This window comes from Nocardia carnea (assembly GCF_029869215.1).
Classification (GTDB): Bacteria; Actinomycetota; Actinomycetes; order Mycobacteriales; family Mycobacteriaceae; genus Nocardia; species Nocardia carnea_B.
The window spans coordinates 1-12,613 of record NZ_JARWPM010000105.1; the positions used below are offsets into that span (position 1 = coordinate 1).

Genomic DNA, 12,613 nt, shown 5'->3' on the forward strand with positions numbered 1-12,613 from the left:
CCCCCCCGGTGGCCCCCCCCCCCCGGGGGGGGCCCCGGCCGGGGTGCGGTTGGGGTATGGGGGGGGGGGGGGGCGGTACGGTCGCTGGCATGAATGCGTCTGGGCGGGCGGCGGTGGGGCGGTACCTCCGCTTTCGCTCCGGTCCGCGCATGCGGGGTGCGGATCGAGCGCCGGCTGCGGTCATGCGCCGAGGGGACGCAGAATGAGTGACGGTCTGTTCGATATGCCCGGCGCACAATCGGCCATGCCGGATATTGCCGTGCCCGAGCGGGCCGCACGTCTCGCCGACTCCCACGCGCCCTTGGCGGTGCGGATGCGGCCCGCGTCGCTCGACGAGGTCGTGGGGCAGCGTCATCTGCTCGGGCCGGGGTCGCCGTTACGCCGGCTGGTCGAGGGGTCGGGGGCGGCATCGGTGCTGCTCTACGGGCCGCCGGGGACCGGTAAGACGACGCTGGCCTCGTTGATCTCCCATGCCACCGGGCGCCGGTTCGAGGCGCTGTCGGCGCTGTCTGCCGGGGTCAAGGAAGTGCGAGCCGTGATCGATGTGGCCCGGCGGCGGCTCACCGCGGGGGAGCAGACGGTGCTGTTCATCGACGAGGTGCACCGGTTCTCCAAAACCCAGCAGGATGCGCTGCTGGCGGCCGTCGAGAACCGGATCGTGTTGCTGGTCGGCGCGACCACGGAGAATCCGTCGTTCTCGGTGGTGGCGCCGCTGCTGTCGCGGTCTCTGGTGCTGCAGTTGCAGTCGCTGACCGCCGACGATATCCGCGTCGTCCTCACCCGGGCGCTCGCGGACTCCCGCGGGCTGGACGGGCAGTACACGATCACCGAGGAGGCGATCGGCCATATCGTCCGGATCGCCGGCGGAGACGCGCGCCGGGCGCTCACCGCCCTGGAAGCGTCCGCGGAATCCTCGCTGGACGGGCAGATCGACCTCGACCTGGTCGCGGCCAGTGTCGACAAGGCCGCCGTCCGCTACGACCGCGCCGGCGACCAGCACTACGACGTGATCAGCGCGTTCATCAAATCCATCCGCGGCTCCGATGTGGACGCCGCGCTGCACTACCTCGCCCGGATGCTGACCGCGGGGGAAGATCCGCGGTTCATCGCCCGCCGGCTGATGATCCACGCCAGCGAGGACATCGGAATGGCCGATCCCACCGCGTTGCAGACCGCGACCGCCGCCGCGCAGGTGGTGCAGCTGGTCGGGCTGCCGGAGGCCCGGCTGGCGCTGGCCCAGGCCACCATCCATCTGGCGACGGCACCGAAATCGGGGGCGGTGGTGGCGGCGATCGGCGCGGCCATGGCCGATGTGGCGGCTGGTAAGGCCGGGGCAGTGCCACCGCATCTGCGTGACGGGCACTACTCGGGCGCCGCGCTGCTCGGCAATGCCCAGGGCTACAGGTACCCACACGATGATCCGGACGGGGTGCTGGCGCAGCAGTACCCGCCGGACGAACTGGTCGGGGTGGATTACTACCACCCGACCGACCACGGCAACGAGCGCACCGTCGGCCCCCGGGTGAGTACGTTGCGACGGATCGTCCGTGGTCTGCGAAACCAGAACGGGCGGGGCCGGGCGTAGCTTATCGTAAGCCCGGCCGCCGGGCGTCGACATCGGCAAAGCGGGTGTAGCCGGAGTCACCCCGCCGTGCGCAGACCGGTGTGCACGCCCGGCGGGTGCGGTGCCGCCGGGCCGAGCGGCAGTCGCGCACGGCCGGAGCCGATGCGCGGATACGCCAAACCCGGCTCGGTGAAAATCGTGTGCACCGTCCCGGTAGGCTGGATATCTGTGCAGACCCACGAGATCAGACGGCGATTCCTGGACCATTTCGTTCGTGCCGGGCATACGGAGGTGCCCAGTGCATCGCTGATTCTCGACGACCCGAACCTGCTGTTCGTGAACGCGGGCATGGTGCAGTTCAAACCGTACTTCCTCGGCCAGCAGACGCCGCCGTACCCGCGCGCGACCAGCGTGCAGAAATGCGTGCGGACCGGCGATATCGAGGAAGTCGGCGTCACCACCCGGCACAACACCTTCTTCCAGATGGCCGGGAATTTCTCCTTCGGCGATTACTTCAAGGAAGGCGCCATCCGCTTCGCGTGGGAACTGATCACCACATCGCAGGAGGAGGGCGGCTACGGGTTCGACCCGGAGCGTATCTGGGTCACCGCCTACGAGGCCGATCCCGAGGCCGCCGAACTGTGGCGGAAAGTGGCCGATATCCCCGAGGAGCGGATCCAGTTCCGCGACGGCAAGGACAACTACTGGGATATGGGCGTCCCCGGTCCCGGCGGGCCCTGCTCCGAGATCTACTACGACCGCGGCCCCGAGTACGGCCGCGACGGTGGCCCGGTCGCCGACGAGGACCGCTACCTGGAGATCTGGAACCTGGTCTTCATGCAGGACATCCGCGGCGAGCAGAGCCCCAAACTCGGGCATCCGCCGGTGGGTGTGCTGCCGAAGAAGAACATCGACACCGGGATGGGGATCGAGCGCATCGCGCTGCTGCTGCAGGGCGTCGACAATGTCTATGAAACCGATCTGCTGCGCCCCATCATCGACAAGGCCGAAGAACTCACCGGCCGGTCCTACGGTGTCGAACACGCCGACGATGTGCGCTTCCGGGTGATCGCCGACCATGCGCGGACCTCGGCCATGCTGATCGCCGACGGGGTGAACCCCGGTAACGACGGTCGCGGCTACGTCCTGCGCCGGTTGCTGCGCCGGATCGTGCGCTCGGCCCGCCTGCTCGGTGCCGAACAGCCGGTGATGAGCCAGTTCATGCAGGTCGTGAGCGATCTGATGGCGCCGTCGTATCCCGAACTCGCGACCGATTTCGCCCGGATCGAAACGGTGGCGGTCGGCGAGGAGACCGCGTTCCGTAAGACGCTGGCCACCGGGTCGCGATTGTTCGACGAAACCGTCGAGGAAGTGAAGGCGGCCACCCCGGCCGGGAATACCGGCACGATTTCCGGCGCCGACGCCTTCACCCTGCACGACACCTACGGCTTCCCCATCGACCTGACCCTCGAGATGGCGGCCGAGGCGGGCCTGTCGGTGGACGAGTCCGGGTTCCGGTCGCTGATGGCCGAGCAGCGGCAGCGCGCCAAGGAGGACGCGCACGCTCGCAAGCACGCTCACGCCGATCTGTCGGTGTACAAGGAACTGGTCGACCGCGGCGATACCGAGTTCACCGGTTTCGACGAGCTGACCTCCGAGGCGCGGGTACTCGCGCTGATCGGCGACGGGGTCCGGGTGCCCACCGCGACCGCCGGTACCGATATCGAGGTGATCCTGGACCGCAGCCCGCTCTATGCGGAATCCGGTGGCCAGATCGCCGACCGCGGCACGATCACCGCCGCCGGGACCAAGCTCGTCGTCAACGACGTCCAGAAGATCGCCAAGAAACTCTGGGTGCATCGCTGCACGGTGGAGCAGGGCCAGATCACCGAGGGCGATGTGGTGCTCGCCCAGGTGGATCCCGCCTGGCGGCGCGGTGCCACCCAGGGGCACTCCGGCACCCATATGGTGCACGCGGCGCTGCGGCAGGTCCTCGGCCCCAACGCGGTGCAGGCCGGCTCCCTGAACAAGCCCGGTTACCTGCGGTTCGACTTCAACTGGCAGGGCCAGCTCAGCGAAGCCCAGAAAGCCGATATCGAGGCGGTGTCCAACGACGGGGTCGGCGCCGACTATCCGGTGAACACCTTCGTCACCGATCTGCCGAAGGCCCGGGAAATGGGTGCGCTGGCATTGTTCGGCGAGAACTACGGCGACCGGGTGCGGGTCGTGGAAATGGGCGGCCCGTTCTCCATGGAACTCTGCGGTGGCACCCATGTGGGGCATTCCTCGCAGATCGGCCCGATCACCCTGCTCGGCGAATCCTCGGTGGGGTCGGGGGTGCGTCGCGTGGAGGCATTCGTCGGCCTGGATTCCTACCGGCATCTGGCGAAGGAACGGGCCCTGCTCGCCGGTGTCGCCTCCATGCTGAAGGTGCCGTCGGACGAAGTGCCCGGCCGGGTGGAGCAGTTGGTCGACCGGCTCAAGGTCGCCGAGAAGGAGCTCGAACGGACCAAGGTCGCGGCGGTCCTGTCCTCCGCCGGCTCCTATGCCGACGCGGCGCAGCGGATCGGTGCGGTCCTGCTGGTGGCCGCCGCGGCACCCGAAGGGGTGGCGGCCGGTGATCTGCGCACTCTGGCGACCGATATTCGCGGCCGGCTCGGGTCGTCACCCGCCATTGTCGTGTTGCTCGGAAATAACGAGGGCAAGGTGCCGTTCGTCGTCACCGTGAACAAGGCGGCCCAGGAACTCGGATTCGCCGCGGGTGCGCTCGTCGGCGTCTTCGGCCCCAGCATATCCGGCCGCGGCGGCGGCAAGCCCGAGATGGCCCAGGGTGCGGGATCGGACCCGTCGGGTATCGAAGCGGGCCTGGCGGCGGTCCGCGACCATATCGGCACGCACGCCGGCTGATGGCGGCTGGTTCCGGCCCGGATATCCCGGTCGACCGGCCGGATCCCGGTTCCGATCCCGGCCGCGGCCGGCGCCTGGGGATCGACGTGGGAAGTGTCCGGATCGGGGTCGCGGCCAGCGACCCGGATGGGGTGCTCGCCACCCCCGTGGAAACCGTGCCCCGGGCCGGTGCGCCCGCACGCGGTCGCAGACCCGGCCGGGGCTCCGGGAGCTCCGGCGGCGGGGGCGCGGCCGCCGGCGCGGATATCGCGCGGATCGTCGCGATCGCCGGCGAATACGAGGCGGTGGAGATCATCGTCGGGTTACCCCGGACGCTGCGCGGTGAGAGCGGGACCGCGGCGCGCCTCGCCGTCGAGTTCGCCGGAAAGTTGCGCGACTCGCTGCCCGAAGTGCCGGTCCGCCTTTCCGACGAACGTTTGACTACGGTGTCTGCTGCACGCGCTCTGCGGGACAGCGGTGTCCGAGCACGTGGGCAGCGGCAGGTGATCGACCAGGCGGCTGCCGTATCGATCCTGCAGAGCTGGTTGGACGAACGGAGTTCGATGATGAGGTCGGCCGAGGACGCGGCACGTACCGCGTTGTTCGGAGACGATGTATGACGGATCGGTGGGCGCAGGCGGAGGCGCGATTCCGGCAGCGTGAGGCCGAGCGGAAATACCGCCGCGACGACCGGGCCTGGGAGCGGTCCCGCCGGGCGGCGGCCGCGCCGGTCACCGACGAGCCGGCCGGGTACGACGAACCGGACGCCGGCTGGGATCCGTACGAGGACGACGACACCGCGGTCATACCCCGCTACGTCGACGAGGACGAGTACATCGACGAGGACGACTACGACGACGAACCCGCACGCGATCCGGTACCGCGATCGCGCGCCCGTTCGCGGGCCGGTACCCGGCCCGCACCGCGCCGCGGGGGCCGGGCCGCCGCGCGCCGGGCTCGGGAGCGGGAAGAGGGCGGCCGCCGCAAGTGGCTGTGGGCGGCCGCCGCGATCGTGCTGGTGCTCGTCGTCGGCGCCGGAGGGTACAAACTCCTCAACCGCTACACCCCGCCCGAGGATTTCGCGGGACCGGGCGGTGCGCCGGTGATCGTCCACGTCGCGGCCGGTGATACCGCCACCGAGATCGCGGCCACCATGGCCGACGCCGGTGTCGTGGCGAGTTCCGATGCGTTCTACGAGGCCGCCGTGCAGAACGAGGGGATGAACTCGATCCAGCCCGGCTACTACGAGATCCCGGAGCGCAGTCCCGCGAAAGATGCGGTGGCGGCGCTGGTCTCGCCCGATTCACGGGTGGGCAATCTGGTTATCTCCGAGGGCCGGCAGTTACACGATCAGCACGATGTGAACACCGGCGCGCGTAAGGAGGGGATCTACACCAAGATCGCCGCCGCCAGCTGTGTCGGACCGGCGGGGCAGCAGCGCTGCGTCACCTACGAACAGCTCGAAGAGGCCGGCGCCGGTACCGATCTGGCCGCTCTCGGCGTGCCGGAATGGGCGATGGACGCCGTGCGGCAGGTGCCCGATCGGCGTCGCCAGCTCGAGGGTCTGATCGCCGCCGGCAGCTGGGATTTCGACCCGAACAGTTCCGCGCAGGAGATCCTGCGGAAACTGGTCAGCGAGAGCGCGGCGAGCTACGAGGCCACCGGGCTGCTCCAATCCGGTGGAGCCAACGGCCTGAGCCCCTATCAGACGTTGATCGGCGCTTCGCTGGTGGAACGGGAAGCGCTGCCCCAGGATATGAGCAAGGTGGCCCGGGTGATCCTGAACCGGCTCGAGGTGGGGCAACCGCTGCAGTTCGATTCCACGGTCAACTACGCCCTCGACAAGACCGAGGTCGCGACCACCGACGCCGATCGCGCGCAGACCACCCCGTGGAACACCTACGCCATGGTCGGCCTGCCCGCCACCCCCATCTCCGCGCCGTCGATCGGTGCGCTGGAAGCGATGGAGCAGCCGGAGCCGGGGGACTGGCTGTACTTCGTCACCGTGGACAAAGAGGGCACGACCCTGTTCACCAAGAGCTACAGCGAACATCTGGAAAACATCGAATTGGCCTTGGAAAGCGGGATTCTGGACAGTGGGCGCTGATTCGACACCGGCCCCCGGCACACCGGCGGGCTCCGCGGCGGGCGGCGATGCCACGGCCCGCACCGGTACCGCGGTGGCCGTGCCGCCGCCCGGGAACGGGCCGCGGCGGGCTGCCGTCCTCGGTAGCCCCATCACCCACTCCCGGTCCCCGCAGCTGCATCTGGCGGCCTATCGTGCGCTGGGACTGGATTGGACCTACGACCGGATCGAATGCACCGCCGACCGGTTGCCCCGGCTGGTGGACGGGCTGGGCCCGGAATGGGTCGGACTGTCGGTGACCATGCCGGACAAGGAAGCCGCCCTCGCCTACGCGAACGAACGGACCGAACGGGCGGTGCTGGTCGGTTCGGCCAACACGCTGGTGCGGACCGAGTCCGGGTGGCGGGCGGACTGCACCGACGTGGACGGTGTGCGCGGCGCGCTGCGCGGCGGTGGGGTGACCGGATTGTCCGAGGCGGTCGTCCTGGGCGCCGGCGGTACCGCCCGCCCGGCGCTGCTGGCGCTCACCGAGCTGGGCGCCCACCGGATCACCATCGTGGCCCGCGACGCCGGGCGCGCCGCGAATGCCTGCGAGCTCGCCCGGCGGCTGGGCGCGGACCCCGAGGTGATCGGTTTCGACGCCGCGGATCTGGCCGATCGCTGCGCCGGGGCCGGTGCGGTGGTGAGCACGGTGCCGTACCAGGCCGCCGCGGCGGTCGCCGAATCGGTGGCGCGGGCTCCCGTGGTCCTCGACGCGCTGTACAACCCGTGGCCCACACCGCTGGCCGAAGCCGTCGCGGCGGCCGGGCATACCGTGATCGGCGGTCTGCAGATGTTGCTCGAACAGGCCTACGGACAGGTCGAGCAGTTCACCGGGGAACCCGCTCCGCGTGCGGCAATGGTGGCCGCCCTGGCCGGCCAGGGCTGATGCGCCCGGCGCGCCGCCTCGGCACCGCAAAATTCTGTAACCGGTTCTAGGTTTGCGCCCGGGGCGTTATGGTGATCGGCATGACTGCGTGGTTGTTGCGGGCACTGGCGCTCGGTGGTCTCGCCGTGGTGCTGCGGGTACTCCTCGGATTCGCGATGGGGTTCGCCGCCACCTACGGCCTATGGCTGCGGCTGTTGTGCCTGGTGGTCCTGATCGGCGCAGCGGTTGCGTGGGGCCTGCACGACGGCCGCGCGGACCGGCGGGCCAACCCGAACCCGGAACAGGGCGCCGATCTGACGATTCTGTGGCTACAGGCCGCGGTGGCCGGTGGTATCGGCTGTGGCCTGGTGTCGTGGGCGCTGGATTTCCTGCCCGGGGTCGATCTCGGCGACGCCGGCCTGCTGTTCGAGGCCACCGCCGCCTCCGCGTTCATCGTTCTGCTGATCTTCGTCCCCGCGCTCATCGGCGTCGCCGTGGGCCGGATGCTGGTGCGCCGGGCACAGAGCCGGAGCGCCGGCGCCGCAGGACTGCGGCCGGCGGGCTCAGCCGCCTGAGACCGGCCGCGCACCGGGCACGATGAGCCCGGTTTCGTAGGCGATCGCCACCAGTTCGGCACGACCGCGGGCGTCGAGTTTGTCCAGCAACCGGCCGATATGGGTCCGGGCCGTGGCCGGGCTCATATGTAGGGCGGCGCCGATTTCGGCATTGGAGCGACCCGTTCCCACCGCGCGAAGGACCTCACGCTCCCGTGCGGTCAACCGCTCCAGCAGTGCCGCGGCGCGCGGACTCGGCCCGGCGGCCCGCGCCGCCGCCTGCATCACCCGGCGCGTGACGGCAGGGGAGAGCAGCGCCTCGCCGGCGGCCACTGTCCGCACCGCCGCCCGAAGATCGCCGGGGTCGATATCCTTCACCAGGAATCCGGCCGCGCCCGCCCGCATCGCCTCGAGGACGTTGTCGTCGGTATCGAATGTTGTCAGGACGATGACCTGAACGTGGCGCAATGCGGGGTCGGCGACGATCCGCCGGGTCGCGGTGAGACCGTCGCCGCCTGGCATCCGGATATCCATCAGCACCACATCCGGCCGGGTGCGGGTGACGAGGGCGACGCCGTCGGTGCCGGTGGCGGCCAGCCCGGCCACTTCGATATCGGTAGCGCGTTCCAACAGTGCGCGCAGACCCTCTCCGATCAGCGGCTGATCGTCGATCACCACGACCCGGATCATGCCGGATCCGGTACCGGTAGCCGGGCTTCGACCACGAATCCACCTTTAGGGTCCGGTTGTGCGCGCAACGTGCCGCCGAGCAGGGCGATCCGTTCGCGCATACCGATGATGTCCCAGCCCGCACCGGGTTCGCCGGTACCACCGCGGCCGTCGTCGGTCACCCGCACCCGGATGCCGCTGCCGTCCGGTTCCAGCTCCACGGTCGCGCGCCGGGCCGCCGCATGCCGGAGCACGTTGCTCAGCGATTCCTGCACCAACCGGAAGACCGTATCGCCGACGACGGCCGGCAGCCGATCGGCCGACTCCGCGCCGTGGCATTCCACGACGAGTCCGGTGGCCCGGGTGGCGGCGACGAGTTCGGCCAGCCGCGCCGAGGTGGCGGACAGCGGGCGGCTCGTATCGCCGGGGTCGCGAAGAGCGTCCAGCGTCGCGCGCAATTCCCGGCCCGCTGTCCGGCATGCCCCACGCGCCGCCGCCAGTGAGCGTTCGGCGGTGGCGGGATCGTCGCGGAGCGATTCCCGGGCGACATCGGTGTGCAGGCCGATGATCGAGACGGTGTGTGCCAGCAGGTCGTGCAGGTCGCGCGCGATACGTACCCGTTCCTGCGCGATCCGGCGCCGGGCGTCCTGCTCGCGTTCGGCGGCGGCGGCCGCGGCCTGTTTGGCCAGTTGCGCACGCCAGCCGCGGCGCGACCGCACACTGTCGCCGAGCGCGATAACCGCCGCCATCAGTGCAGCCGAGGCCGGAAGCTCGAGGCCGAGGACGAACCCGGGGTCGTCGCCGTGGGCCAGGCGAACGGAGGTCGAGATCAGCAGCAGCGCACCGGCGATACCCGCCGACCAGTACGGCCGCCCGTGTTCGGCGGCGGAGAACAAGGCGGCGGCGAGGGGCAGCGCCAGCCCGATCGGTGGATACCCCAGCATGTAGTAGCCGAGCAGCGCGACAGCCGAGACCATCAGAACGGTCACCGGCCGACGCCGCCGCGCCAGGATCAGCGCGCTGAACAGAACCCCGAACAGGTAGGCGGGTACGGGCACGATTCCGGGGCCGCCGACATCGGCAGTGATCGCCGCACCGACCGCGACCAGCACGGTCATCGCCAGAACGATATCGACCCGCCTCGCGAACCGGCCGTCGCCGGCCCGTTCCGGTGAGGGCACGAGCGTGCCGGGTGTGGGTGATCGGCGCGCCCGCAGGGCGCCGCGAAACCGGGCGGACCACGAGGCGGGGGGTTTCCGCGCACTGGTGTGGGTCACCGTGGATCCCTCCTCCCTGGCGCGCTCTCGGCCATGCAGGTGACGGTCGTCTGTGTCCAGTGTCCGGCTCACGGTCCGGCCGGGCCTACGGTGCGCCCGGCAATCCGGGCAAGTGCCCACGCCACGACTCCGGTGACCAGCCCGAGAAGTACGCCTGTGACGATGCTGCTGCCTGCGGACGCCAGCCGGAGGACGGCCTCCTCGAACGTGAGAGAGAGGCGTCCGGCAAGGTTTCCACCCAGTGCCGGTGGCCCGTCGGCGAATGCGCTGGTCCACAGCAGTTGATGGATGACGCCAGCAGTATGCCGTAGCAAACGCCGACAACCGGGAGGGCCGGAAGTGGCGGAATTCGGCGCCACAACACCCAGCCGATCCAGACGGCGAGCGGTACGAAAACCAGGACTGCATCGGCGGCGGGGCCCGCGAGCCCGAGGTCGTGTGCCACCGCCCGCGGGATTCCGAGGGCGGCCAGGAGGACGGCGGTCCGCGGACGCAGACCGGCAACGGGCCCTCGCATCATGCCGCCACCTCCATGCGCACCTGCTCCCGGTAGGCTCGGAGGAAACCCGTCACCGCCAGGATTGCGGTCACGGCGCTCGCCCCCAGCCGGAACCAGTGCGCGGTCTCGAATTCGGTGGCAGTCCGGCGCAGGAAATCCACACTGTGCACCGCGGTGCCTTCGCCGAACATGATCTCGTTGCGCGGCCAGAAATACAGGGCGGAGAACAGGAACTCTCCGGCCAGGAGGGTGACCAGTCCGGCAGCCAGCCGATTGCGGGCCGCGCTGATCCGCCGAGCGGTGCCGACGGCCACCAGCGCCGCGACAACGGTCAGTGCACCGAGCGGCGGTAACACATCTCCCGGGCCGGTCACCTCGAAGAATTCGGTAGCCCCGGCCAGCGAATCCGGCACATCGTGGAACACGTTCGGGTAGATGATCAAGGTCTCGACGCCGATACCGCCGAAGGCGAGCACAGCCAGGCCGGCGAACAATGCGGGACCGGCAGTCGAGCCGGAAATTTGTGGCATACGGCGAAGTTAGCCGTGGCCGGGGCTTCCGCGGATCGACCATGGCACGCGAGCCGGCTACGTATTTCTCCGTAGGCGCGGGCCGCCTCCGACGCTCCCGTGCTGTCAGAGCAGGATCGCGCTGCCCCCGCTCGAACCGGACCCCGCCACCGCCGAGTACGCCGCGGCGAGCAGCGCTGGATCGGGGCCCTCCAACCGGCCCGGTTTGGCCAGCCCGTCCAGCACGACGAAACGCAGCACACCGGAACGAGTCTTCTTGTCGGTCTGCATCCCCTCCAGCAACTGAGGGAGGGCGTCGGGATCGTAAGTGGTGGGCAGACCGACGCTTTCCAGAATGGTGCGGTGCCGGTCGGCGGTGGCGTCGTCCAGGCGGCCGGCCAAGCGGCCCAATTCGGCGGCGAAGACCAGGCCCACCGCGACCGCCGCGCCGTGGCGCCAGCGATAGCGTTCCCGGCGTTCGATGGCATGGCCCAGGGTGTGCCCGTAGTTGAGGATCTCCCGCAGCGCCGACTCCTTCAGATCGGCGGCGACCACCTCGGCCTTGACCGCGACCGCGCGCCGGATCAGTTCCGGCAGCACATCGCCGGTGGGGTCGAGCGCGGCCTGCGGATCGCGTTCGATCAGGTCCAGGATCACCGGGTCGGCGATGAAACCGGCCTTGATGATCTCGGCCATGCCGGCGACGATCTCGTTGCGCGGCACGGTTTCCAGCGTCACCAGGTCCACCAGCACCGCCGACGGTTCGTGGAAACAGCCCACCAGGTTCTTTCCGGCTTCGGTGTTGATGCCGGTCTTACCGCCCACCGCCGCGTCGACCATCGCCAGCAGGGTGGTCGGTACGTGCACGATCTTCACCCCACGCATCCACGTCGCGGCGACGAAACCCGCCAGGTCGGTCGCGGCGCCGCCGCCCAGGCTCACCACCACATCGCTGCGGGTCAGGCCGATCCGGCCCAGGACCTCCCAGCAGAAACCCGCCACCGCGAGTTCCTTACCGGCTTCCGCGTCCGGGATTTCGATCCGGTGTGCGTCGAGCCCGGCTTCGGCCAGGGTCGTGCGCACCACCTCGGCGGTTTCGACCAGCGACGGCTGATGGAAGAGCGCGACGGTACGTACACCGCCGGCAGCGGTCACGACCTCCACGAGATCACCGAGCAAACCGCGGCCGATGATCACCGGGTAGGGCTGTGCGGTGCGGACCTCGATACGCGTCGGTTCGGTCACCTGGGCTGCTCCGTTCCTGTCTGTGCCTGCTCGGCCTGTTCACGTTGCTGTCTGCGGGCCCGCGCGCGCCGGGCCCGCGCCCGCCGGGAACGGCCCGGGGTACGCACACCGTCGGCGCCGGCGGCCGGGTCGGAACCCGGCTCCCGGCCGGACCCGTGATTCGTGTCGGTACTCGCACCGGCCGTGCCGGGCCTTCCGGCGGCGGCCGCTCCGGCCGCGGTGTCCCCGGATATCGTCCCGGCCGCGGCGCCGCCAGGAGTGTTCGGCACCGGTGTGCCTGCAGCGGCCGGCGCCGCGGCCTTCTGCTGGCCCGCGGCTGCGCGGCGGGGCCCCGCCCCGGGCCCGCGCCCCGCCCCGCGCCCCGCGGGGGGGCGGGGGGGGGGGGGGGCCCGGCGGGGGGAGGAGCAGGGGGGACGG

10 protein-coding genes are annotated in these 12,613 nt (G+C 70.5%); 6 read left to right on the forward strand and 4 right to left on the reverse strand.

What is annotated here, in order from left to right; genetic code table 11:
* Positions 1 to 202: 202 nt before the first annotated feature.
* From QH276_RS06060 to QH276_RS06085, 6 genes are all read left to right on the forward strand, one after another.
* Positions 203 to 1,585, forward strand: coding sequence for a replication-associated recombination protein A (locus QH276_RS06060; RefSeq protein ID WP_280406660.1), 1,383 nt, complete (start codon positions 203 to 205; stop codon positions 1,583 to 1,585).
* 207 nt (positions 1,586 to 1,792) lie between these two features.
* Positions 1,793 to 4,471 carry an alanine--tRNA ligase gene (alaS, locus tag QH276_RS06065; RefSeq protein WP_280399985.1) on the forward strand — a complete coding sequence of 893 codons (2,679 nt, stop codon included), beginning with the start codon at positions 1,793 to 1,795 and terminating at the stop codon, positions 4,469 to 4,471.
* Complete coding sequence (ruvX, locus tag QH276_RS06070; protein WP_280399993.1) at positions 4,468 to 5,070, forward strand: Holliday junction resolvase RuvX; 603 nt, start codon at positions 4,468 to 4,470, stop codon at positions 5,068 to 5,070. Before alaS ends, ruvX begins: the two co-directional genes overlap by 4 nt.
* Positions 5,067 to 6,557 (forward strand): endolytic transglycosylase MltG, encoded by a 1,491-nt coding sequence (locus QH276_RS06075; RefSeq protein WP_280399984.1) that lies wholly within the window; start codon positions 5,067 to 5,069, stop codon positions 6,555 to 6,557. Before ruvX ends, QH276_RS06075 begins: the two co-directional genes overlap by 4 nt.
* A 79-nt stretch (positions 6,558 to 6,636) precedes the next feature.
* Entirely contained in the window at positions 6,637 to 7,464 is an 828-nt protein-coding gene (locus QH276_RS06080; protein ID WP_280399992.1) for a shikimate dehydrogenase, read from the forward strand.
* Positions 7,465 to 7,544: 80 nt separating this feature from the next.
* Entirely contained in the window at positions 7,545 to 8,018 is a 474-nt protein-coding gene (locus tag QH276_RS06085) for a B-4DMT family transporter (RefSeq protein WP_280399983.1), read from the forward strand.
* Here QH276_RS06085 and QH276_RS06090 read toward each other — a convergent pair.
* The 4 genes from QH276_RS06090 to aroB form a co-directional block, all read right to left on the reverse strand.
* Positions 8,007 to 8,687, reverse strand: coding sequence for a response regulator transcription factor (locus tag QH276_RS06090; RefSeq protein WP_280399982.1), 681 nt, complete (start codon positions 8,685 to 8,687; stop codon positions 8,007 to 8,009). The genes QH276_RS06085 and QH276_RS06090 overlap by 12 nt on opposite strands.
* Positions 8,684 to 9,943, reverse strand: a complete 1,260-nt coding sequence (locus QH276_RS06095) for a sensor histidine kinase (protein WP_280406661.1) — start codon at positions 9,941 to 9,943, stop codon at positions 8,684 to 8,686. The genes QH276_RS06090 and QH276_RS06095 overlap by 4 nt, the downstream gene beginning before the upstream one ends.
* Before the next feature lie 516 nt (positions 9,944 to 10,459).
* On the reverse strand, positions 10,460 to 10,972 hold the full coding sequence (locus QH276_RS06100; protein WP_280399980.1) for a DUF1772 domain-containing protein: 513 nt from the start codon (positions 10,970 to 10,972) through the stop codon (positions 10,460 to 10,462).
* 105 nt (positions 10,973 to 11,077) lie between these two features.
* Entirely contained in the window at positions 11,078 to 12,196 is a 1,119-nt protein-coding gene (aroB, locus tag QH276_RS06105) for a 3-dehydroquinate synthase (RefSeq protein ID WP_280399979.1), read from the reverse strand.
* Positions 12,197 to 12,613: the final 417 nt, after the last annotated feature.

Bases quoted from the DNA above. Each gene is read 5' to 3' on its own strand.
- QH276_RS06060 (WP_280406660.1), top strand. From the start codon at position 203: ATGAGTGACGGTCTGTTCGATATGCCCGGCGCACAATCGGCCATGCCG.
- QH276_RS06100 (WP_280399980.1), bottom strand. From the start codon at position 10,972: ATGCCACAAATTTCCGGCTCGACTGCCGGTCCCGCATTGTTCGCCGGC.
- QH276_RS06090 (WP_280399982.1), bottom strand. From the start codon at position 8,687: ATGATCCGGGTCGTGGTGATCGACGATCAGCCGCTGATCGGAGAGGGT.
- QH276_RS06075 (WP_280399984.1), top strand. From the start codon at position 5,067: ATGACGGATCGGTGGGCGCAGGCGGAGGCGCGATTCCGGCAGCGTGAG.
- QH276_RS06085 (WP_280399983.1), top strand. From the start codon at position 7,545: ATGACTGCGTGGTTGTTGCGGGCACTGGCGCTCGGTGGTCTCGCCGTG.